The organism is Thioalkalicoccus limnaeus (assembly GCF_041197575.1).
In the GTDB taxonomy this organism is placed as follows: domain Bacteria; phylum Pseudomonadota; class Gammaproteobacteria; order Chromatiales; family Chromatiaceae; genus Thioalkalicoccus; species Thioalkalicoccus limnaeus.
The window spans coordinates 223,601-244,520 of record NZ_JBDKXB010000004.1 but is presented as its reverse complement, the minus strand read 5'-3'; the positions used below and the strand labels follow the sequence as shown (position 1 = coordinate 244,520).

Below are 20,920 nucleotides of genomic sequence, written 5' to 3'. Positions count from 1 at the left end.
CTACAACGACAGCATCCGGCCCAGTGATGACGCCTGGCGCGACTGCGCCACCGTCCTCGCGCGGCGCGATGTAGAGAACCTGATGCGGCAGGGATGGGGCGGCTGATCCGTTTAGCCGGCCACCGGCGATCGGACCGGTCACTCCGGAAACCTCCGCACCAGCATCGCGCGAATCTCTCATGAGGATCCGACCGAGGGGCGGGTCGGCGAGGATAAACGGAAGCCGGAAACGGAAGCCGGGATGATGTTCTACCCTCGTCGAGACATGGACCTCCCCGAGGAGCCGGACGTCTCCTCGGTCGGGGGGTTGTTCGGCATCGCCCGGCCCCGCAGCCGGATGACCAGACGCGGCAGGAAGACGACGACCGCGATCAGCGCGAGCGCGATCAGGCCGGTTCGGATCAGCCCTTCGCCACCAGCTAGCGCCTCGCGGCCCGCATAGCCGAGCCAGGTGAAGGCCAACGCCGCGGGCAGGATGCAGACGGCGGTCGCGAGGACATAGTGTTGGAAGGGGATACGGGTCAGCCCCAGCGCGTAGTTGAGCAGGTTGAATGGGAAAAGCGGCACCAGACGGGTGAAGGCGACGAATCGCCAGCCTTCGGCCTCGACGCCTTCGATCAGGCGGTTGGCGCGTGCTCCAAGGCGCCGGCGGACCCACCCGGCCGCCAAGTGGCGCGAGAAGAGAAACGCAAGCGCCGCGCCGAGTGTGGCACCGGTCAGATTGAAGAGGGTGCCCCAAAGCGGGCCGAACAAGGCGCCACCCGCCAGTGTCAGGACCGAGCCGGGAAGAAAGAGCACGGCGGCGAGGGCGTAGACCAGGATGAAGGCCAAGGGTCCGGCCGGCCCGGCCGAGGCGACCCAGGCTTGGATGGCCGCGGGATCGAGCTGCTCGCGATAGAGGAACGCTACGCCCACGGCAACGACCAGCGCTCCGAGAGACAACCACCGTGCAAGCTGTTTGCTCATGACCGCGAATCCTGCATCCGGCACGGGCGGGAAGACCTGCGATCAACCGATCGCGCATCGTCTATTATCGATTGAGCCGCGTGTCGTGTCGCTGTGATTTCCCGCCGCAGCGCATTGTCGCTCGGCGGCTCCCGTGGATCCATGTCGTCGACCCCACCCGACGACCGCCCCCGGTTCGTGCGCGTTCATCGGATGACGATGCGGTCTCCGACCCGCATCCGTTCGAACAACAGCCGCGCATCCTCGTAATGCAGACGCACGCAGCCGCGCGAGGCCGGGTGGCCCGGTAGCCAACCCTCGTGCACATAGTAAGGGCCGTAAAACTGCAACGAGTACGGCATCGGGGTCGGCTTGTTGAAGTAATTGGTGTAGCTGCCCGAGCGCTTGTAGCGATCCTTGCTCAGGACCCGGAACTGGCCACGCGGGGTCGGGTGTTCGGCCTTACCGGCCGAGACCTCGCCGCGCGCGAACAGGCGCCCGTCCTCGCGGTACTCGAACTGCTGGGTATCCAGCAGGATCGTCAAGGACCGTTCTTTGGCCGGCGGCGCCTGAAGGCGAGGGTCCTCCACGGGTGCCACTGGAGCCGCCACCGGCGCGGTCACCGGCATCGCCCGCTCTGGCCCCAGGGAGGGTTTCGCGCACCCACCGAGCAGCGCCAGGGCAACGAACACAACCCACGTCGACCCATTGCCCGAACGCCAGACTGGACCCTTCAACCCTAACCGACCGCGCCAATCGACATGGTCGTCGCCAAAGCGACCCCGGCGTCTGCCCATCGTTCAACACCCTCAACCGCGTCGTATCGGCGGCGCACGAGTGCGCGACACCTCGACCACGACGATCCGATACCAGTTGACGCTTGCGCGAACCCTTGAACCCATCCGCCAACTCATCCCCTGACGATGAGGCCCCAGAACCCGTTTTACAAACGCGCCGCTAACCCGAGGTCGGGACATCCCTAAGCACGAACGCGTGACCCTGACCGTGCGCCCAGGATCGTGCGCTAGCGCAGCCGGCGTTCAGATCGCAAGCTTATTCCGCGACGACTTGTCGTCGGTCGAAAGCTGGCGCCGTTTCCCGCGCGATCCGGGGCTCGGCTTTCCAGGATTCCTGAATATCCGAGAAACCTCGATGAGGAGGCAGCGCCATGGGTGCATTCGAAGAGGACCTTTATGACGACTTCACAGCCGAGGAGGCCGAAGGGGCCGCGTTGATCGGCGACGAACTCGACGGACTCGGCATGGACGGCTTCGAAGGCGATTTCGAAGACGATTTCGCCGATTCCTTCGGCGAGGATTCCTACGAGGACGAGTCTTACTTCGATATCGAAGCCATGGACGATTTCGAGACCGACGACTCCCTCGATTTCGAGGCCTACGAGGACGATTACGCCGATGCCGACGAGGCACTCGAGAATGTCATGGCCTATGCGCTCGGCGCTGAGGATGCCGATGAGTTCCTAGGCCGATTGGCACGCGGACTGGTCAGCGTCGGGCGGCGCGCGGTGCGGGGGATACGCCGCGCCGCACCGACGATCGGCCGCATCGCCGGCGGTGTCTCGCGCGTTGCGAGCCTCATACCGCACCCGGCCGCTCAGGCCGTCGGAAGGGTCGCGGGCCTGGTGGGACGCGGGGCGAATCTGGTGCAGCAATTGCGTGCCGAAGGGGCCACAGAGGAAGAAGCACTCGATGCGTTCGCCGAGATGGCCGCCCGTGACCCTCGGGCCATGCCGATCGTGGCGGGCCTGACTGCACGGACCGTGCTCAAGTCCCAAAGTGCGCGGCTGTCTCCGTCGGCCCGTAAACAGGTCGTCAGGCAGATGGCTGGAGCCACTCGCACCCTGACCAACAACCGCGGCCCAGCGGCCGTTCGTGCGATGCCGAAAATCGCCCGAAGCGTCACGCGCACGGCCGCGGCACGGGCGACTCCACCCGCGACAGCGGTCAAGGCGGTGCGACGCACGACGGCCAAGGTGGCCCGCAGCCCGGCTCTGACCCGCAAACTCGCTCGCCCGTCGCCCACTGCCCGGCAGCGGGTCGCGGTGGCGACACGCTCCTCCACCTCGACACGACCGCGCAGCTTCACGATCCAAGGGCCCGCGCGGATCACCATCACCGCAGCCTGAACCAACGTCCACAAGGGCTGGAGACGCACCATGTACGAGCCTTATGACGAATTCGAAGCCGAGCTGTTCGATGAATGGGATGCTGGACTGGATTTCGACGCCTTCGGCGAGGGGACCTACTTCGAAGACGACGGGTTCGGCTTCGAAGATGACGAGTTTCTTGGGCGCGCTTGGGGCTGGCTGACCCGGCCAGGCTCCGTGCAGCGGCGCGTCGCACTGAATGCCGCCCGTGGAGCCATTCAGGGCACCGGCACAGCAGCTGGGGCCGCCATCGGCGCGGGGCTGGGTGGCCCTGGGGGTGCCGTAGCCGGTGGCATTCTCGGCAACACCGTCGGCGGTGGGGTGTCGGGTCTCCTCCCGGATCAGATGGACCAGTTCGCCGCCTTCGCCGCCGAAGCCGACGACGAGGCCGAGGCCGAAGCCTTTCTAGGCGCTTTGGTCCCGATGGCCGCGCGCCTGCTGCCACAAGGCGGTCGAGCCGTGATGCGGGTCGCTCCGCACCTGATTCGGGGACTCGCCGGCACCGCGCGCGCGATCCACGCCAATCCGACGGCCCGGCAACTGCTGCGAACCAGCGGCGCCGTCGTGCGCCGCACCGCGGCCGATATCGCCCGACAGGCGGCCCAGGGTCGCCCGGTCAGCGGACGGGCGGCGGTGCGGCAGCTTGCCCGAAACACCGCCCGGGTCATGAGCAACCCGCAGCAGGTGCGCCGTGCGATCGCTCGGGCACCCAGGTTGGCGCAGCGAACCCGGCTCAACTGAGGCAATGCGGGGCGTGAGCAGGGCTCGGCCTGAACGCGACGTGCATCTGACTGGACACTTGGTGATGGTCATGCCGGCGATGGTACAACCCTTCCTGCACGACAAGGTCCGAACGCTGGTCGCCCGCGCCCGGCGCCTGTCGAAGCTGACGCCACACAGGGTTGGGCTGAGGGCCCAGGATCGCCCCTACGCGCCCTCGGCCGCCCATTTCGCGGCGGCCAACCGACGGCTGCGGGCCATCGACCGGCATGTGACGGCCCGGTTGACGTACCTCGATGCCAACTGGCGGCGCTCGACGCCCGACCGGGTGCTGGTCTATCTGGCCCTGGTCGAGCGTGAGATCGACCGGGCCCGGCGAGCCTTCGGTATGTTCTTCGAGGTCTTCAGTCAGCGCGGATCGGCCTTCGCACCCGCCTTGGCCGCACACGACGCGATCGCCGTGGACTGCTACGCCGCGGTGCGCCAGGCCGCGCCGTTGGTGTTTCGCGGGCCTATGCTGAAGCCGCTGACCTATATGGAGCACGGCTACTCGCCGGCGACGACCCGCCGCGGGATTGCGCTGTCGCGGTTGCTCGGCGAACCGAATCCGTTCCCGCTGATCCGCATCCCGTGGGACCGCGACAACCCCTGGCAGGCGGTCTTCCTGCACGAGGTCGCACACAACCTGCAGGCCGACTTGGGTCTATGGCAAAAGAACCAGGACGCCGTGGTCCACAGGCTGGCACGATCGCGCGCGCCGGCCCTGGTCGGCAGCATCTATCGACGCTGGCACAAGGAGATCTTCGCCGATCTCGCCGCCTTGCTGCTCGGCGGGCCGGCGGCGGCCTGGGGCATGCTGGACTTTCTTGCCCATCCGGTTCAACGCACCCTGACCTATCAACCCGGCGGCGCTCATCCAACCGGTTACTTGCGCGCGATGATCCTCGCCGAGATGCTGACCCGGATGGGCTTCGACGCTGAAGCGGCGCGCGTGAGAGAGGTCTGGCGTACCCTTTACCGCCTGCCGCGTGACCACCGGATTCCGACGGTGCTGCTCGCGACGGCCGGCGACGTGATCCCGGCCGTGGTCGACGAGGTCGCCTTTCAGACCCGGCGAGGCCTGGCGCAACGGGCCCTAGCCGACGTGATCCCATTCCGCCAGGCCGACGAACACGCGATTCGCGCCGCGGCCCGGTCGCTGGCCAACAACCAGGTGCCAACCGACCTCCCGCCCCGCTTCCTGGTCAGTGCCAGCCGTTACGCGCTTGGCTTGGGTGCCCCGGCTGGCCCCTTGTCCGACCTGGTGATCCGGCATCTGGCCGACCCGACCAAGGCCCCGCGCGCCGCCACCCAGAATCCACTTGCCATCGCCGCCTGAGCATCGAGGTGAGACCATGAGCCAACAGACCCCTACCAGCCCGCTGCCCGTCGAGCGCTCCCAGGCCGCCGTCGCGTTGGACAACCTGATCCGCCGGCACCTGCGGGTCAGCGATCCACGCGACCCCGAGGCCATCTCCAAGGCGCTGCGGGAGCGGTATGTCGACGAACGCCAGGCCTTGGAGCAAGAGCGATCTGGTCTGCCCTTCGTACCGCAGCGCCCGATCGCGATCAGCGACCCGGGCATCGGTTCCTCTGACCTGGAATTGAGGCAGGCGAAGGACGACGTGGATCGCGACCTCCAGGCGCTGATGGCAAACGCCTCGCTCAAAGACATCCGCGCGGAGCTGCACGGCTGGTCCACGTCTATTCATCAAGTCGTCGCCGAGGGCACCGCGGCGGCCCGTTTCGGCATGGACCCCCGGCAGCGCGATGCGGCCATGTCCGCGCGCCGGATGCTCTGCGGCTATGCCCGTTTGGCTCGTTACGTCGGCGCCCTGACACCGAACCTCAGCCCGTCCTATCGCCACCTGGCCAAGAGTCTCGACGAGGTCTCGGCGATGATCCTGGTCCTGCTCGGCGACGCCATCGCCAACACCGGCCAGGGGGGCGCACGCTTCCTGCTGCAGGCACCGGCCAGCGAGTTGCAGGGGCGACGCGACGCGGTCATCTATGCGCTGCGCAATCTGATCGGGACAAGCCAGGAGAGCTACGGACCGAACGATTGGCCACGCGGCCTGGTCGCCTATCGCCAGTTCGTGCAACGTCTCGAGGTAAGCGGCCACTCCGATCTGCGCACACTGTTCGAAGAGACTTATGTCGCGCGAGCGCTGGACCAACTGCTGCATTGGTCGACCGCCGGGACAGGCGAGGACCTCCGTGCCCTCGGCTCCATGTCCCACATCCTGTTGGAGCGTTTCCGACGCCTGATCATGCTGGCCGCCCGGTTGGTGGACCCCGAGTCGCCACCGCTCGCCGCTTACCTCAGCGCGATCCAGCTGTTCCTGGATGCCTTCGAGCACGGCAGCAGCGGTGCACGCCTACTCTACATCGCCCGCCCACCGATCGTGTTCTACGGCCTCTACGGCATGAGTGGACCAGACGCGCCCACGGCCCGACTGATCGAACTCGTTCTCGAACGCGGGCGCCTCGCTAATGAATTGGACTGCTATCTGGGTTGCAATTGCTCGACCGAGCAGGTCAGGTGTCAGATCATGCTCGACAAGATCCTCTATGACGTGGATCGCGCGATCGATCTCTATGCGCTGGGCTCCACCAACACCCAAGAGCCCGAGCAGCGAGCGGCGGCCTATGGGGTATTGATCGATCTGCTGATCGATGAGAACGAGGATTGGCTGGGCGGGAAACGCAAGGCGGTCTGCCCGCCGGCATCGGACGTAAACAATACCGCCCTTGTGGCCACCTGCGAAGGGCTGACGTGTGTTACACCTGCATCGGCGCTCGATGTGTCGCTCCGGAATATCCGCGACCTGCTTTGGTGGAAAGGCGATCACCCCGTTTGCAACAACGGTACCCCGCCATTGACGAGACCATGGAAGCTCGACGCATTCAAGATCCAGTCGCAGCCAGCGCCTATCACCGGCTACGAATGCATTAGCTTCAAGGACCTCGGACAGGAGGTACGTGAAGTGATATCCGCAATGATAGGCAGCGATCCGAACCTCGACATCGAACACATCGCCGTCGTTCCGCCACAGGCATTGACGACACTGATCGAGCACCGCGAGGTCTGCCGCCAGATGCACCAGGAGCTGTGTCTCCAGCAGGCGATGGAGCAAGGCTGGGTCAGCCTCTTGCGGACCATGGCCCCCTCCTGCCTCCGATTCAATGGCAACGAACTGACCCCAACAGCCGCACTCTTGGCCGCGGCGATCGACGCCGTGCACATCGATCAGCGCTGCGATCAGTTCAAGCCGGATATCCCGCCGCATTTCGAGACCAGCCTTGCGGGCTTCACCTACTGGCGTGATTCCGAGGGCGGAGGTGAGTCATGAAATCGAGAGGTCCCGCAGTCTTTTCCACCCTGCAGACCATGAGCAACGGTATCGGCCGAGCTGCCTTGGCGATTGAAGGCCAAGGGAACTTGGTCGATGCCCTGATCCTACAGCGTCGGGTTCACGAAACCATCGGCGATGTTCCGATCGCGATTGCCGCGATCCAGAAGGATCAATCGATGCGTGAAGCACTCGCGGCCATGAACGCGCATCATGTCGGCATGCTGATCGTTTTCCAGAACACCGTATTCGCAGGCATCCTATGCGCCACCGAAGTACGCCAAGCCATTCTGGATGAGGGCCTCGAAAAGACTTCCGCGTCCTATCTGATCCCGGCAAAAAAGGTGTTCTGCATAAGCCATGACGATTCGGTTGCAGAGGCGATTCGATCCTTCGACGATCATCGGATCAAGCGACTGATCGTCACGAAGGAGAGCAGACCAATCGGGATCTTGACGACCGGCATGCTCCTGCGCTGGATCGGCCGAGAGCTGACGGCGATGGCAAGCGCCGGCTCTTCATCGGCGCGTTGAGTTGCACGAAGACGTGGACTGCCCCGAGCCGAATCGCCCGCGGGCACTATCGGTAGCGGTTCCAAGACATCAACAGGCCGTCATGTCGCAAGACCGAGCCGGCTGACGACGGGGAACGACCATGGCTTACGAAAACTACGAAACCATCACCCGCCTCTGGCAGCGCTTCCTGCGCGAGCAGTTGGCGCAGCTCCCGCCGGAGGAGCGCAAGCATCTCGAAGGCGAGTTCGAGCGGCGTTTCGGCGAATTGCAGCAGGGAGCCTCCGGGGATGCGGCCGCTGGCTTCGCCGATCTGATCGGCTTCGGCGCCAAAGGCGTGTTGCCGTTCGGCGACCTGGCCTATGCCCATTTGGTGCCGGATTTCGACGAGTCGGTGATCCCGAGCCAGCTCCATGCCTCCGCCGAGCTCTACTACATCTATCAGCACGAGCGGATGAAGGCCTTTCAGGTCGCCGACGTGCTGCGGCAGCTCTTCCAGTTGGGCCGGATGCGCGTGCAGCGCGGACCCGGTGCGCGGGCGCTCTATATCCTCGAAAAGTGGAAGCCGCTGCGCTACGCGCTGCGCGACCGCATGATCGCGTACCGCCGCGTGTTCAACTACGGCAACGCGCCGGCGCCGGCCGGGGCCATCGTCAATCAGGGATTCCATCGCCAGCTCGTCGCCTTCATGGCAGCCATGGCCCAATACTTCCGCGATCTGACCGTCGGCGAGGTGATCCGCGGCTCGCAGGACATCGACGACCGGCCCTTCGGAAATCTGGCCAGCATCCAGCGGCTCGGCACCGACCTGCGCTTCGCGCTGGACCGTTCGAGCTACGGCAACATCCTGGCCCTGACCCATGAGACCGGCCACTACCTGCACACGCTGCTCGATCTGTTCGACCAGCCCGACATCAAGAAGGCCTTCGACGCGAACACCAAGTGGGATGTGATCGAGGTGGTCAGCAACCGACATCTCGGCGGGATGGCGGAGCTCTCGCAACGCGCGAAGATGGCCGAAAGCGGCCGGCGCATCCTGCAATGGATCGCCGACCAGGATTTCGAGACGACCGCTGACCCGCTCGTGTTCCGCTCCGAGGCGCGGCCGTTCGGCGCGCATGCCGAGGCCTGGATCGCCGCCTATCGGATGACGGCCGAGGGACGAGCCTTCCCCGGGGTCGGCACCGCGTTGCGCTCGACGCTCGGCATCAAGAAGCGGCCGCCATCGCTGGCCCTCGCGTCTTGACCCCTGAGCGAGGAGCACCGCCATGGGCCCACTGCCACCATTCCAGGTCACAGTCGATTCCAAAGGCTGGCTCTGCGTCCTCGACATCCGGCTTGCTCTAGCGACACAGGGCCCGATGCTCGCGCTGCGCCTCGCCGAGGAATTGCGGGTCTGCCTGGTGCCGCGACTCTGGTCGATTCTCGACAACACCGCGCACTACCAGCGGTGCCCGGCAGACCTGCTGACGGATCCGTTCGCGTCCAGCCCAGGGCGGGCGCCGGACCCACGCGCACTCGCGCAGTGGGAGCGGGTGCGGCTCGATCTCGGCCTCTCGGCCGTGAAGCTCTACTGGGCAGGCGACGCCATGCACGAATCCCGCTTACCGAAGGAGGTGGACGCGGAGGTCATCGAGCGCTTCGAGCGGCTTGGAGCGGCCCTCGAGCGGCGCCTACTGCATGTCTCCCCAGACATGGAACCGGCGCTACCCCTGCTGGGCGGAGCGATGGACGCGACCGCACTCGCGGCAGCGATGGCCCGCTATCGCCCGCTGATCCTGACGCTAGCCGAACCGGACCAAGGTGTCCCCGCACTCGCCAGTTTGCTTGCGACCTGCGGCATCGAAAGTCACGAGGTCGGCGCGGTCGCATCGCAACCGCTGCGCCGCCTGCTGACGCCGGTGCTCGCCCGAAGCGGGGTCCTCGAACTCTGTTGGACCGGCCTCGATCTGACCTTCGTTCACCTGGTCGCGCCGCGCGCCTTCCTGCCGGAGATCCCCGGCGAGCCTGCGCCAGACCTCGGCGCCGACAGGCTATCCGACAGCGCCGACGACCTCTGGCAGGACGCGACCGCCTTTTGGTATCGGCTGCCATGAAACGACCTCCGCTCGCTCCGCCTCTGCCGTCGGCGCGCCGACGGGCCGGCGCGCCTCGGATGAACCTCGATCAATTGGTCATGGTCGCGGTCGTCGGCGAGGTCGCATCCCCGACACAAGATCGGACCGGAAACCGCGACGGGATTGCGGGCCTGCTGCCCGGACCCGGGGGCATCGTGATCAGCCACCGGATCGGGGCTCTTTGCGTCGGTCTGGCCGCCGACCGACTGACGCCCGGGGTCGCGATCGAGAACCGCCAACGCGCTCTGCGCGGTCGGCCGGACGCGGCGAACCTGGCCCTCAACGGCTACGTCTGCATCGGCAATCTGGCGCGCGTGGTGAGCGGACCCTGCGCGGGCCGGCGTGGCATCGTGACGGGCAAGGTGCATGGCGTCAACCAGGTATCGGTCGACTTCGCCGATCCCGTGATCCGGCGCCTGCGTCTCGGTGATCGGATCCAGGTCTACGCGCACGGCATGGGGCTGAAGCTTCTGGACCACGCCGAGCTGCGGCTGTTCAACTGCTCGCCCCCGCTGCTGCGGCGCTGGGGCCTGCGTTCGCGGTCGCACCGTCTGGCAGTGCCTGTCGCGCACCGGGTCCCGGGTCGGATCATGGTCACCGGTGTCTGCGCCCAAGAACCCTGCCCCGGTCATACGGATTTGCCACTTGCCGATCCCGCAACGCGGCACCGTTATCGCCTGGATCGGCTGCGTTTCGGCGACCTGATCGCGGTCGAGGATCTCGACGGGCGCTCGACCGCGACCAAACGCCCCGGTTATACGACGATCGGGGTCATCACGCATGGTGACAGCCCGCGCGAAGGCCATGGACCTGGCCTGATCAAGCTGATGACAGGCCCGGACTACGCGCTCGAGCCGATCCATGACCCGACCGCGAATCTGGCCCGCATCCTGGAACTGCGACCGGGGATCGGCCGCACTGGTCGCTTCCCGCGACGAGAGGCCGCCGGCGCCTTGCGGATCACTACGCGGTTCGCCCCAGCGGCCGCGCCAGAGGAACTGGCCGGACCTCGGGAAACCGTCCATTGGTCCCTGGAGACCTGCTCATGAACCGACAGCACGCGACGAAACCGAGATCCATGCGGCCGCCGGGCAAAGCCCCTGGGCTCATCGACCTGGATGCGCTGGTCCTCGCCGAGATCGAATCCCTGACTGGACATCGGGACAGACCACGGCAAGACAAACCCGTCGGGGGTACGCCCAAGGCCCCGCTGCGGCAGCAGTGCGGCGAGCGTCCGGCACAGACCTCGGTCACTGGTGATCAGCCGGGTGCACGCCGGCGAGTATCGACGGCCAAGCTCTCTGGCGAACCAGCGCCCGAGGATTTCGGCGAAGGTGTAGAAGCCTTGTTCACCGAGCCGGCCGAGGCCGCCACCTCGAGTGACACCAACACGAAGCGCGCCGAGCTGCTCGATACCGAGGAACGCGCCTTCATCACGCGCGCCGTGGGGTTCCTGTCCGCGCGTCCGACGGCCGACATCATCCTCGAGCACATCTGGGAGCGCTTGACCGCTGATCCGGATGATTGTTTCCGACCGCCTACGGACGACGCTGCCGCCCTCCCTTTCGGCCATGCCGAGGCGGCGACACCCGTCGACCCGGCCGGTGGCTTCGACGAGAACCCCGAGGCGTGATCCGATGGTTTCGGCTTTCGAATTCTTCGACACACCGGCCGGGCTCGACGAACAGGATTACGCGTTGGTCGGCCCGACGGACAACCGGATCCACGAGGCCCGCACCGCACGCTTCCCGTACAACACCGTTTGCCACCTGGGCCGGGATTTCGGTGACCAGATGTGGCGCGGCTGCAGCGGCGCGCTGATCGGGCCGCGGAAGGTACTGACCGCCGCGCACTGCCTGTATAGCCTGCAACTCGGCCGGCCGCCGGTGCGGGTTCGCGTGGTACCGGGCCGCGCCGATCGCGACCGTTTTCCGTACGGCGCACAGATGGCCGCAGCGGCCTACGTCCCGCGCCGCTTCATCGAGGCCCGCTCCCCGGCCGAGCGCCAGGCCCACGACTACGGGCTCATTGTATTGCCGCAACCCTTTCCAGGTATCACCCGTTTTCTCCCCGTGCAGGTGCTGACTGATGCCGACATGGCGCGGCTGCGCGGCAGCACGCCGCTCACCGTCGCCGGATATCCGGCCGATCGCCCCGTCGGCAGCCTCTGGCATCACAGTGAAAGCCTCAGGCGGTTTTCACCGCGACGTCTGTTTTACACGGTCGACACCTGCCCCGGGCACAGCGGCAGTCCGATCTGGGCTAGCCTCAACGGGGGCCCGGCGGTCGTCGGGATTCATACCTCCGGGATCCTCGACGAGCGCGGCCGCTCCTATGGCTGCGCCAAAGGCACGGTCCTGGCCCCGCCAGGCCTGATGAACAGCGGCGTGCGCGTGACCCGCGACGTCGCGGAGAATCTGCGCGACCCGCAACGCGTCATCGAGGACCGAAGGCCGATGCAGCGCGTCCTCTGACGACCGAGGAAGAGGCGATTGGCGCGACTCGGCCGTCGATGTCCCGGGGCAAGCTGCGTTGACGCGACCGACGATGGCGGCGGCTCGTCTTGAACCGAGAGGAGACGAGTCCAAAACCCACCAAAGCCTGCCAGGCTCCTTGGTACCCAAACCGGTCAGCCAGCGTCGACGTCGGGAAAAGCTCACGGTCATCGAGGATCAATTCCGATACCGTTTGTGCTATCGTCATTTCCGACCAAAAAGAGAAGCAGCAAGGCTCGACCGCGGGACGCATGGCAGCTTCGGCCCTCCTTCGCTTAACGGACGAGGAACCATGTCATGAAGGCGATCGTCGAGTTCCGGATCCGGGAGACCCTCTGCGCGGTCGTGCCAGAGGAAGAGGTATCAGGGAACGAGTCCTCGGGTCCCACTGGTAGCCGTCCGATCGCCGGGCAGGTGATCGGCAATTGCTCGCTGTTCGGGCACCGGTATCTGATACTGCGCGCAGCACCGAGCAAGGATCCAAACCCCTTGCCCGCGCCAGTGGATTTGCTGACCCCGCGCGAACTGCAGGTGGCCGCACTCGTCGCCGAGGGGCACGGCAACAAACAGATCGCGCATCGGCTTCGCCTCAGTGAATGGACGGTCTCCTCGTACCTTCGACGCATCTTCGTCAAGCTCGGCGTGCGCACACGCGCGGCGATGGTCGCTCGGGTGCTCGCGGCCAGGGATCATTGACCGCCCTGCGACCCGCCGACGGCGCCTGCCCGCCCCTGCGAAATGCCCCAGCGCGGGTGGCCGCACGCAAACGACAACGCTGTATGGCGCCATTGCGAGATCAGCCGCCGACGCCCGAACACCATCAGCGCGCGGATAGCAGCGCTATCGAGCTCGTCAAGACCGGCTCGCCCGCTTGCGTTCGTGCTCCTTCAGGTAACGCTTGCGGACGCGAATCGCGCGCGGCGTGATCTCGACGAGTTCGTCGTCTTCGATGAACTCCAGCGCCTGCTCGAGCGTGAAGCGGATCGGCGGCGTCAGCAGGATGTTCTCGTCCGAGCCGGCGGCGCGGATGTTCGTCAACTGCTTGGCCTTCAGTGGATTGACCGTCAGGTCGTTGTCGCGCGAATGGATCCCGACGACCTGGCCCTCGTAGACCTCCTCGCCGGGCGAGATCAACATGCGACCCCGCTCCTGCAGGTTGAACAGCGCATAACCGAGCGCCTTGCCGGTCGCGTTCGAGATCAGCACGCCGTTGCGGCGCGGCGCGATGCCGCCGCGATTGGCCGGGCCATAGTGGTCGAAGACATGGTACTTGAGGCCGGTGCCCGAGGTCAGCGTCATGAACTCGGTCTGAAACCCGATCAGGCCGCGCGACGGGATCTCGTAGTCGAGCCGCACCCGACCACGACCGTCCGGGACCATGTCCTTGAGCTCGCCGCGCCGCTCGCCGAGGGCCTGCATGATGGCCCCCTGCGAGCCCTCCTCGACATCGACGGTGAGCTGCTCGTAGGGTTCGCAGATCTCGCCGTCGACCTCGCGAAAGATGACCTCGGGACGCGAGACGGCCAGTTCGTAGCCCTCGCGCCGCATGTTCTCGAGCAGGATCGACAGGTGCAGCTCGCCGCGTCCGGAGACGCGGAACTTCTCCGGGTCCGAACCCTCCTCGACGCGCAGTGCGACATTGTGGATCAGCTCGCGCTCGAGCCGCTCCTTGAGCTGACGCGAGGTCAGGTACTTGCCGTCGCGGCCGGCGAACGGCGAGGTGTTGACCTGAAAGGTCATGGTCACGGTCGGCTCGTCGATGGCCAGCGGCGGCAACGGCTCGACCAGCTCCGGATGGCACAGGGTGTCGGAGACGTTGGGCGCCTCGATCCCGGTCAGCGCGATGATGTCGCCGGCGCTGGCCTCCGCGACCTCGAAGCGCTCGAGCCCGAGGTACCCATAGACGAGACCGATCCGGGCCCGCTGGCGATCGCCCTCGCGCTTGACGACGACGATCGGCTGATTCGGCCGAACACGGCCGCGCCGGATGCGCCCGATCGCGATCGCGCCGACGAACGAGCTGTAATCGAGCGTCGAGATCTGCATCTGGAACGGGCCCTCCGGGTCGACATCCGGCGGCGGACAATGCGCGACGATGGCCTCGAACAGCGGCGTCATGTCGCCGCCGGAGACATCATCGGTCAATCCCGCATAGCCGTTCAGCGCCGACGCGTAGACGATCGGGAAATCGAGCTGCTCGTCGTTCGCTCCGAGCCGGTCGAACAGCTCGAAGACCTGATCGATCACCCAGTTCGGACGGGCGCCCGGCCGGTCGATCTTGTTGATGACGACGATCGGCCGCAGGCCGTGCGCGAAGGCCTTGCTGGTCACGAAGCGGGTCTGCGGCATCGGCCCTTCCTGCGCGTCGACGAGCAGCAGCACCGAATCGACCATCGACAGGACCCGTTCGACCTCGCCGCCGAAATCCGCGTGGCCCGGTGTATCCACGATATTGATGCGGTAGTCGCGCCAGCGAAGCGCTGTGTTCTTCGACAGGATCGTGATGCCGCGCTCACGCTCCAGATCATTGGAGTCCATCACGCGCTCGACCGGCCCGAAACGCTCGCCGAGTGTCCCCGACTGCTGCAACAACTGATCGACAAGGGTGGTTTTACCATGATCGACGTGGGCGATGATGGCGATATTTCGAAGCTGCTCGATCACGCGCGGGGCGCTCCAAGGCGCGGGCTGGATGAAGGGGCTGGGCCGAAAGGTCCGCTGACCGGGGTATCCCCGAGCCGCGAAAGGGAGATCGTCGGAGCCAATGGGAGCGCGATTATAGCCGATCCGGCCCGCCCAACGGGAAAACTCGACGCCGGGCGCCATCGATATCGGGGAACCGCGAATCCGCGCCGGGTCGTCGTGCCGCGCCGTGCCCAGGGTACCGCGGTGGGAGCCAGCGTCCGCAAGCCGCGCGCCACATGGCAACCCGGATGGTTCTCGACCAGGTCAAAGGACGCTTGCATACGGGACCGGACAAAACCTCGGGCGAAGCGTAGCATTAAGGGTTTACCCTTCCCACTACCTGTATGCAACACAAGACCCTGCGTGGCGATGTCTTCGGTGGCATCACGGCGGCCGTGATCGCGCTGCCACTCGCGCTCGCCTTCGGCGTCGCATCCGGACTCGGCCCCATGGCGGGTCTATACAGCGCAATCGCCGTCGGCTTCTTTGCGTCGCTGTTCGGCGGTACCCCGGCCCAGGTGTCCGGACCGACCGGGCCGATGACCGTCGTGATGGCCGCCGTGGTGGCGCAATACGCCGACAGCCTGGCCACGGCCTTCGCCATCGTATTCCTCGGCGGTGCCATTCAGTTCCTTCTCGGTGTGATCCGGGTCGGGCGCTACATCGCCTACACGCCCTATTCGGTGATCTCCGGCTTCATGTCCGGCATCGGCATCATCATCATCGTGCTGCAGCTGCTGCCGTTGCTCGGCGCCGATGGTGCCGGCGGACCAGTGGCCGCATTGCGTCTTCTGCCCGATGCGATGGCCAACATCAATGTCCAGGCGCTGGTCGTCGGCTTCGTGGCACTGGCCATCATGGTGCTCTGGCCCCCGGCGTTGAACCGCCTGTTCCCAGCGCCGCTGGCCGCCTTGATCGCCGGGACCCTTCTGGCGTTGTTCTGGTTCGGGACGGTGCCGGTCATCGGCGAAGTGCCGACCGGACTCCCGACGCTGACCCTGCCGGTGGTGGCACTCGATGACCTAGCCCGCATCCTGCAGCCGGCCCTCGTGCTGGCGCTGCTCGGTTGCATCGACAGCCTGCTGACTTCGCTGGTGACCGACTCGATCACCCGAACCCGTCATGACCCGAGCCGCGAACTGATGGGCCAGGGCATCGGCAACATGGCCGCCGGCTTGGTCGGCGCCCTGCCCGGCGCCGGCGCCACCATGCGCACCGTGGTCAACGTGCGCGCCGGGGGCCACAGCCGACGCTCGGGGATGCTGCATTCGCTGATCCTGCTGTCGTTGGTGCTCGGTCTGGCGCCGCTGGCCGAGCGCATCCCGCTGGCCGTCCTGGCCGGTATCCTGCTCAAGGTCGGCTGGGACATCATCGACTGGGGCTTTCTCAAACGCATCGGCCGGGTGCCGCGCGACAAGGTGGCGGTGATGCTCATCACACTGAGTCTCACCGTTTTCGTGGATCTGATTACCGCCGTGGCCGTCGGCCTGATCGTCGCCGCGCTCGTGACCGCCGACTGGATGAGCCGCGAGGAGCTCAAGGGCGTCCATGCCGACCATGGCCGTCTGGCCCCCGATCTGGTCCTTCGCCTCGCCGCGCTGGAACCGCGCGCCTTCGTCATTCACCTGGAAGGCCGCTACTCCTACGCGTCGGCACGCGGGTTGACTCGTCAGATCGGCATGATGTCCCCAGGCAGCGAGATCCTGATCCTCGACCTGCAAGCCGCCTCGAGGATCGATGTCACAGCCGCCATGGCCATCGACGAAGTCATCACCGGCGCCGAGGCACAGAGGGTGCGCATCCTGCTCGCCGGAGCGACGGGGGACACCCGCAAGACCCTCGACGCCGTCGGCGTCACAGAGCACCTGAGGAAGGAGGAGATCTGCGACTCGGTAGAAGAGGCGATCGCGGTAGCCGAGAGACTTCTGAAAGCCGAGGATGGGCGATGAGCTGCATTCTGTTTGGTGCCATTTCCTCATGGGCGAGGGCGCTCGGCGACACCTTGGGCTGGGCACCCGGAAGCCCCTACCGGTTGCATCCGGGGCCACCTGCCAGCCCACGAAGTCGGGTAATGCGACGCTAACCGGACCTACGAATGCACCGATTCTTGCTGAACCGATACGCATCGCGCAGGAACCCGGCGGTGCTCCAGCCCTGCACGGGAGGCGCCGAATCGTTCAGATGCTTCCCTCGGGAGCGTCTGAGCGCGATCCACTGACATCTCAGGGTTTTTTGCGACAGGCCGCCATGTCAGCAGGCGCCTTTCCTCAGTATACGCATATATATCATATGCGTAGAAATGATATTTTATGCAAAAAGTAGAAACGAAACGGCAAAGAGAATCCGGTTAAGCCAAAATCCGGGATACCAACAGAGGCTGTGGATAACTCTGTGAACAAGCCTTGTCCAATGACGGCAACCGCCCGTCGGAAAAGGGCCGCGAACAGATTGACCAGTTTTCCTTCAATCTTGAAATTTCTTGAAAAACATGGCTATGGAAAACCACACCCAAAGACCGCGGGCCGCGGACCGCGGTCTCGCGGCTGTTTCCGCGGCATGTGCACAACTGTGGGTATCCGTGTGCGCCGAGGACCGCGCGGCTAGCCATGCTCACGGGCGGACTCGGCAGGAGCGCGGGGCGCACCGGGCGACGCGGCCGGTATCGATCGCTGCACCTGATGCCGGACGCCTGCTGGCGCCCGAACGAGGTCCGGCGATCAGCGGGGTGAGATGCGCCGGGCTCGCACGCCAACATCGGTGGTCGAAAGCAGAAGGACAGATCAGACCAGTACGTCGGAGCTGACCCGTGACCCTCTCGATCCGGACCAAACTCTTTCTGACGCTGCTGCTGACCAGCCTGCTGGTCGCGACGACCATGCTCGTGTTCACGCACTGGTCCTTTCGCCAGGGGCTCATCGAACTGGCCGAGACCCGGCAGGCGGACTACATCGACCAGGTGACGCAACGCCTCGCCGAGATCTACAGGCGCGACGATGGCTGGTCGGAGCTGGCGACCAACCGCGCGCTGTGGATTGGTGCACTGACGGGGCGCGGTCTCGGCCTCCATGGGCGTTACCGGCGTTCGGCGGGGGAACCAGGCCATCGCCAATGGCTGGGAACCGACCGACAAACCAGCCTCTGGCCCCCGGAAAATGTGCTGGAGCAGCGCTACGCCAGGGGCCAACCGACCCCGGTCGGACTGCGTCTGATGCTCCTCGATGGCGACGGGGCCATCCTCTACGGCCGGGAGGCGTTACTGCCGAACGCACGACGCTATCCCGTGGCGGTCGACGGGCGCCCGGTCGGAAGCCTGGCCCTGGTGCCTGGGCCCGTAATCACGGAGGTCGATGAGCTGCGCTTTCTCGAGCGCCAGACGATGGCCCTGGTCGTCGTCGCGCTCGGCATGATCGGGCTCTCCGGGCTGCTCGCGTGGTTGCTGGCACGGCGCCTCGCGCAACCACTGAGCGGCTTTCAGGCGACGACGCGGCGTCTGGCCGCGGGTGACTATCAGGCTCGCGCCGTGACGCATGGCGGCGATGAGCTGGGCCGCCTCGGCCAGGACCTGAACGCGCTGGCTCAGGCCCTCGAACGTCATGAACAGGCTCGCCGCCAATGGGTCGCCGACATCTCGCATGAGCTGCGCACGCCTCTCGCGCTGCTGCGTGCTGAAATCGAGGCCCTGCAAGACGGGGTCCGCTTGCTCGATCAAGAGGCCATCGCGGCACTGCATGCCGACACGCTGCGCCTCGGCCGCCTCGTCGAGGATCTCTACGAGTTGTCGATGACGGATCTCGGGGCCTTGAGCTATCGTAAGGAGCCGGTCGATCCACTCGCGATCCTCGCGGCCGATTGCGAGGCCTTCGCCGCGCGCTTCGCCGCGGCTGGGCTGACGATCCGATTTCGGCCCGATTCGACCGAGCCGACCCGGATACTGGGCGATGCACAACGGCTATCACAGCTCTTTCGAAACCTGCTGCAGAACAGCCTTCAATACACGGATCCCGGCGGCCACCTGACGGTGACGGCATGCAGCGAGGGCGCGATGCTGAGCATCCTATTCGAAGATACCGGGCCGGGCGTGCCGGCCGCCGCCCTCGAGCACCTGTTCGATCGGCTCTACCGTGCCGAGTCCTCGCGCAACCGCGACAGCGGCGGGGCCGGGCTGGGGCTGGCCATCTGCCGGAACATCGTTGCGGCCCACGATGGCCGGATCAGCGCCGCCGCTGCGGCGAGCGGCGGACTCGCGATCCGACTCGAGTTTCCGACGATTCGTCGCTGAGGAGGGGCGGTCGATGATGATGGACACACTGCTGATCGTCGAAGACGAGGCGCGCCTCGCCCGCCTGCTGGCCGATTATCTGGAGGCGGCCGGTTTCCATACCCACCAGATCGGCGACGGCCGGGAGGTTGTGGCCTGGGTCCGCGAACAGGCGCCCGCATTGATCCTGCTCGACCTGATGTTGCCGGGCCAGGATGGCCTGAGCCTGTGTCGCGAAATCCGCCGCTTCAGCCAGGTGCCGATCATCATGACGACGGCGCGGGTCGAGGAGATCGACCGGTTGCTCGGCCTCGAACTCGGGGCCGACGACTACATCTGCAAACCCTACAGTCCGCGCGAGGTCGTCGCCCGCGTCAAGGCCGTGCTGCGCCGGGCCACGGCCGCTGGGCCACCGGACGGCGACGACCCGATCGAACTCGACGAGGCCCAACTGCGCGTGCGTGCCGCAGGCCGCGAGATCGAATTGACCGCGGTCGAGTTCGCATTGCTCGCGACCCTTCATCGGGTGCCCGGCCGGGTTTTCAGCCGCGACCACCTGATGGATCGGATCTATCGCGACCAACGCATCGTCTCCGACCGGACCATCGACAGCCATGTCAAGAAGCTGCGGCGCAAGCTCGCCGAGTTGCGGCCCGGCGAGGAACTGATCCACTCGGTCTACGGTGTCGGCTACCGTTACGAGGTACGCCCGCCGCCGTGACGGGCGCCTCCACCGAACCCGATCGTTCGGTTGTCCATCAACCAGTAGACGATGCCGAGCGCCAGGACCACGGCGGCCGTCGCGAGGATGTACATGGGCTCGATCTTCTCGAAGTCGAAGATGATGACCTTTCGTGCGATCGCCATCAGTGCCGTCGCGATGACCAACCGGACATGGATGACATCATCGCGCAGATAGAGCGTGATGTTCATGAAGATCTCGATCGCGATCAGCACCGCGAGAAAGGCGCCGAAGGTCACGATGATGTCGCGCGCCTGCCAATCCATGAAGGATGGCCCCAGCACTTTCGTGTACAGGACATAAACGACATCGACGACACCCCACAGGATGGTCACGACCATCAGGACCGCGAGGACTCGGACGGCCCCGCGAATGATCCGGTGGAGAATGTTGATCATCGGGTCGTCTTCGTTGACCCCGAGTTCGCCCTGGCCGATCGACTTGACGCGCTCGCGGCGGAAATGCTCCATCAGGCTGTCGACGACATCGCTGTGTTGAAGTAGATAGGCCGGCGTGAAGTCGCTCTCGTGAAAATCCCGCAGACCCTCGACCCCCTTCAGCTCGCGGTCGGAGAGCCGCTTGAAACCCATGCTCCAATCCGAGTATTGGCGTCGCTCGATCACTCGGCGATGCAGGATCTGCAGGTCAGTGTGACGCGGATCCCGACGAATCCGGTCATACAGATCGTCGACGACCGTCTCGTCGCCTTCGAGCACCTGCAGGAAGGTCCCGTTGCCGTAGAGCAGCATGCCGGTGACACCGACCCCGGCGTTCTTCTCGCGACATTCCCCGAGAAGTCCCAACAGGTCCTGCGTCGACATGGGCTGCGTCGCGGAGCTGATGTAAAGGATCTGGATCATGGTCTCTCCCGATGAAGGTCATCACGT

General features: G+C 65.9%; 18 protein-coding genes. 14 read left to right on the top strand and 4 right to left on the bottom strand.

Going from position 1 to position 20,920, the window contains the following annotated elements:
• Nucleotides 1–249: 249 nt before the first annotated feature.
• Both ABC977_RS05390 and ABC977_RS05385 read right to left on the bottom strand, forming a co-directional pair.
• Entirely contained in the window at nucleotides 250–966 is a 717-nt protein-coding gene (locus ABC977_RS05390; protein WP_369666217.1) for a TVP38/TMEM64 family protein, read from the bottom strand.
• Between the two features lie 185 nt (nucleotides 967–1,151).
• Complete coding sequence (locus ABC977_RS05385) at nucleotides 1,152–1,637, bottom strand: L,D-transpeptidase (protein WP_369666216.1); 486 nt, start codon at nucleotides 1,635–1,637, stop codon at nucleotides 1,152–1,154.
• 476 nt (nucleotides 1,638–2,113) lie between these two features.
• Between ABC977_RS05385 and ABC977_RS05380 the strand changes: the two genes are divergently transcribed.
• From ABC977_RS05380 to ABC977_RS05330, 11 genes are all read left to right on the top strand, one after another.
• A complete protein-coding gene (locus ABC977_RS05380) occupies nucleotides 2,114–3,091 on the top strand; it encodes a serine/threonine-protein kinase (protein ID WP_369666215.1) in 978 nt (325 codons plus the stop codon).
• Between the two features lie 30 nt (nucleotides 3,092–3,121).
• Nucleotides 3,122–3,853 (top strand): hypothetical protein, encoded by a 732-nt coding sequence (locus ABC977_RS05375; protein WP_369666214.1) that lies wholly within the window; start codon nucleotides 3,122–3,124, stop codon nucleotides 3,851–3,853.
• A gap of 70 nt (nucleotides 3,854–3,923) precedes the next feature.
• Nucleotides 3,924–5,210 (top strand): hypothetical protein, encoded by a 1,287-nt coding sequence (locus tag ABC977_RS05370; RefSeq protein WP_369666213.1) that lies wholly within the window; start codon nucleotides 3,924–3,926, stop codon nucleotides 5,208–5,210.
• 16 nt (nucleotides 5,211–5,226) lie between these two features.
• Nucleotides 5,227–7,224, top strand: coding sequence for a hypothetical protein (locus ABC977_RS05365; protein WP_369666212.1), 1,998 nt, complete (start codon nucleotides 5,227–5,229; stop codon nucleotides 7,222–7,224).
• A complete protein-coding gene (locus ABC977_RS05360; RefSeq protein WP_369666211.1) occupies nucleotides 7,221–7,757 on the top strand; it encodes a CBS domain-containing protein in 537 nt (178 codons plus the stop codon). The genes ABC977_RS05365 and ABC977_RS05360 overlap by 4 nt, the downstream gene beginning before the upstream one ends.
• Nucleotides 7,758–7,878: 121 nt before the next feature.
• Nucleotides 7,879–8,982, top strand: a complete 1,104-nt coding sequence (locus ABC977_RS05355; protein WP_369666210.1) for a hypothetical protein — start codon at nucleotides 7,879–7,881, stop codon at nucleotides 8,980–8,982.
• A gap of 22 nt (nucleotides 8,983–9,004) precedes the next feature.
• Entirely contained in the window at nucleotides 9,005–9,832 is an 828-nt protein-coding gene (locus ABC977_RS05350; RefSeq protein ID WP_369666209.1) for a hypothetical protein, read from the top strand.
• 59 nt (nucleotides 9,833–9,891) lie between these two features.
• Nucleotides 9,892–10,902, top strand: coding sequence for a DUF4438 family protein (locus ABC977_RS05345; protein ID WP_369666208.1), 1,011 nt, complete (start codon nucleotides 9,892–9,894; stop codon nucleotides 10,900–10,902).
• The gene (locus ABC977_RS05340; protein ID WP_369666207.1) at nucleotides 10,899–11,486 is read left to right on the top strand and encodes a hypothetical protein; all 588 of its coding nucleotides are present in this window, start codon (nucleotides 10,899–10,901) and stop codon (nucleotides 11,484–11,486) included. The genes ABC977_RS05345 and ABC977_RS05340 overlap by 4 nt, the downstream gene beginning before the upstream one ends.
• 4 nt (nucleotides 11,487–11,490) lie before the next feature.
• The gene (locus tag ABC977_RS05335; protein WP_369666206.1) at nucleotides 11,491–12,327 is read left to right on the top strand and encodes a trypsin-like serine peptidase; all 837 of its coding nucleotides are present in this window, start codon (nucleotides 11,491–11,493) and stop codon (nucleotides 12,325–12,327) included.
• Between the two features lie 318 nt (nucleotides 12,328–12,645).
• On the top strand, nucleotides 12,646–13,044 hold the full coding sequence (locus tag ABC977_RS05330) for a response regulator transcription factor (protein ID WP_369666205.1): 399 nt from the start codon (nucleotides 12,646–12,648) through the stop codon (nucleotides 13,042–13,044).
• Between the two features lie 156 nt (nucleotides 13,045–13,200).
• Here ABC977_RS05330 and typA read toward each other — a convergent pair whose 3' ends face one another.
• Nucleotides 13,201–15,012 (bottom strand): translational GTPase TypA, encoded by a 1,812-nt coding sequence (gene typA / locus ABC977_RS05325; RefSeq protein ID WP_369666204.1) that lies wholly within the window; start codon nucleotides 15,010–15,012, stop codon nucleotides 13,201–13,203.
• Nucleotides 15,013–15,377: 365 nt separating this feature from the next.
• Here typA and ABC977_RS05320 point away from each other — a divergent pair, with 365 nt between their 5' ends.
• The 3 genes from ABC977_RS05320 (at nucleotide 15,378) to ABC977_RS05310 (ending at nucleotide 20,012) form a co-directional block, all read left to right on the top strand.
• Nucleotides 15,378–16,982 (top strand): SulP family inorganic anion transporter, encoded by a 1,605-nt coding sequence (locus ABC977_RS05320; RefSeq protein ID WP_369666203.1) that lies wholly within the window; start codon nucleotides 15,378–15,380, stop codon nucleotides 16,980–16,982.
• A gap of 857 nt (nucleotides 16,983–17,839) precedes the next feature.
• A complete protein-coding gene (locus ABC977_RS05315; protein WP_369666202.1) occupies nucleotides 17,840–19,312 on the top strand; it encodes an ATP-binding protein in 1,473 nt (490 codons plus the stop codon).
• 16 nt (nucleotides 19,313–19,328) lie between these two features.
• Nucleotides 19,329–20,012: a response regulator gene (locus ABC977_RS05310; RefSeq protein WP_369666252.1), complete on the top strand. Its 684-nt coding sequence runs from the start codon at nucleotides 19,329–19,331 to the stop codon at nucleotides 20,010–20,012.
• Here the strand turns inward: ABC977_RS05310 and ABC977_RS05305 are convergent.
• Entirely contained in the window at nucleotides 19,988–20,893 is a 906-nt protein-coding gene (locus ABC977_RS05305; RefSeq protein WP_369666201.1) for a phosphate-starvation-inducible PsiE family protein, read from the bottom strand. The genes ABC977_RS05310 and ABC977_RS05305 overlap by 25 nt on opposite strands.
• Between the last annotated feature and the right edge of the window lie 27 nt (nucleotides 20,894–20,920).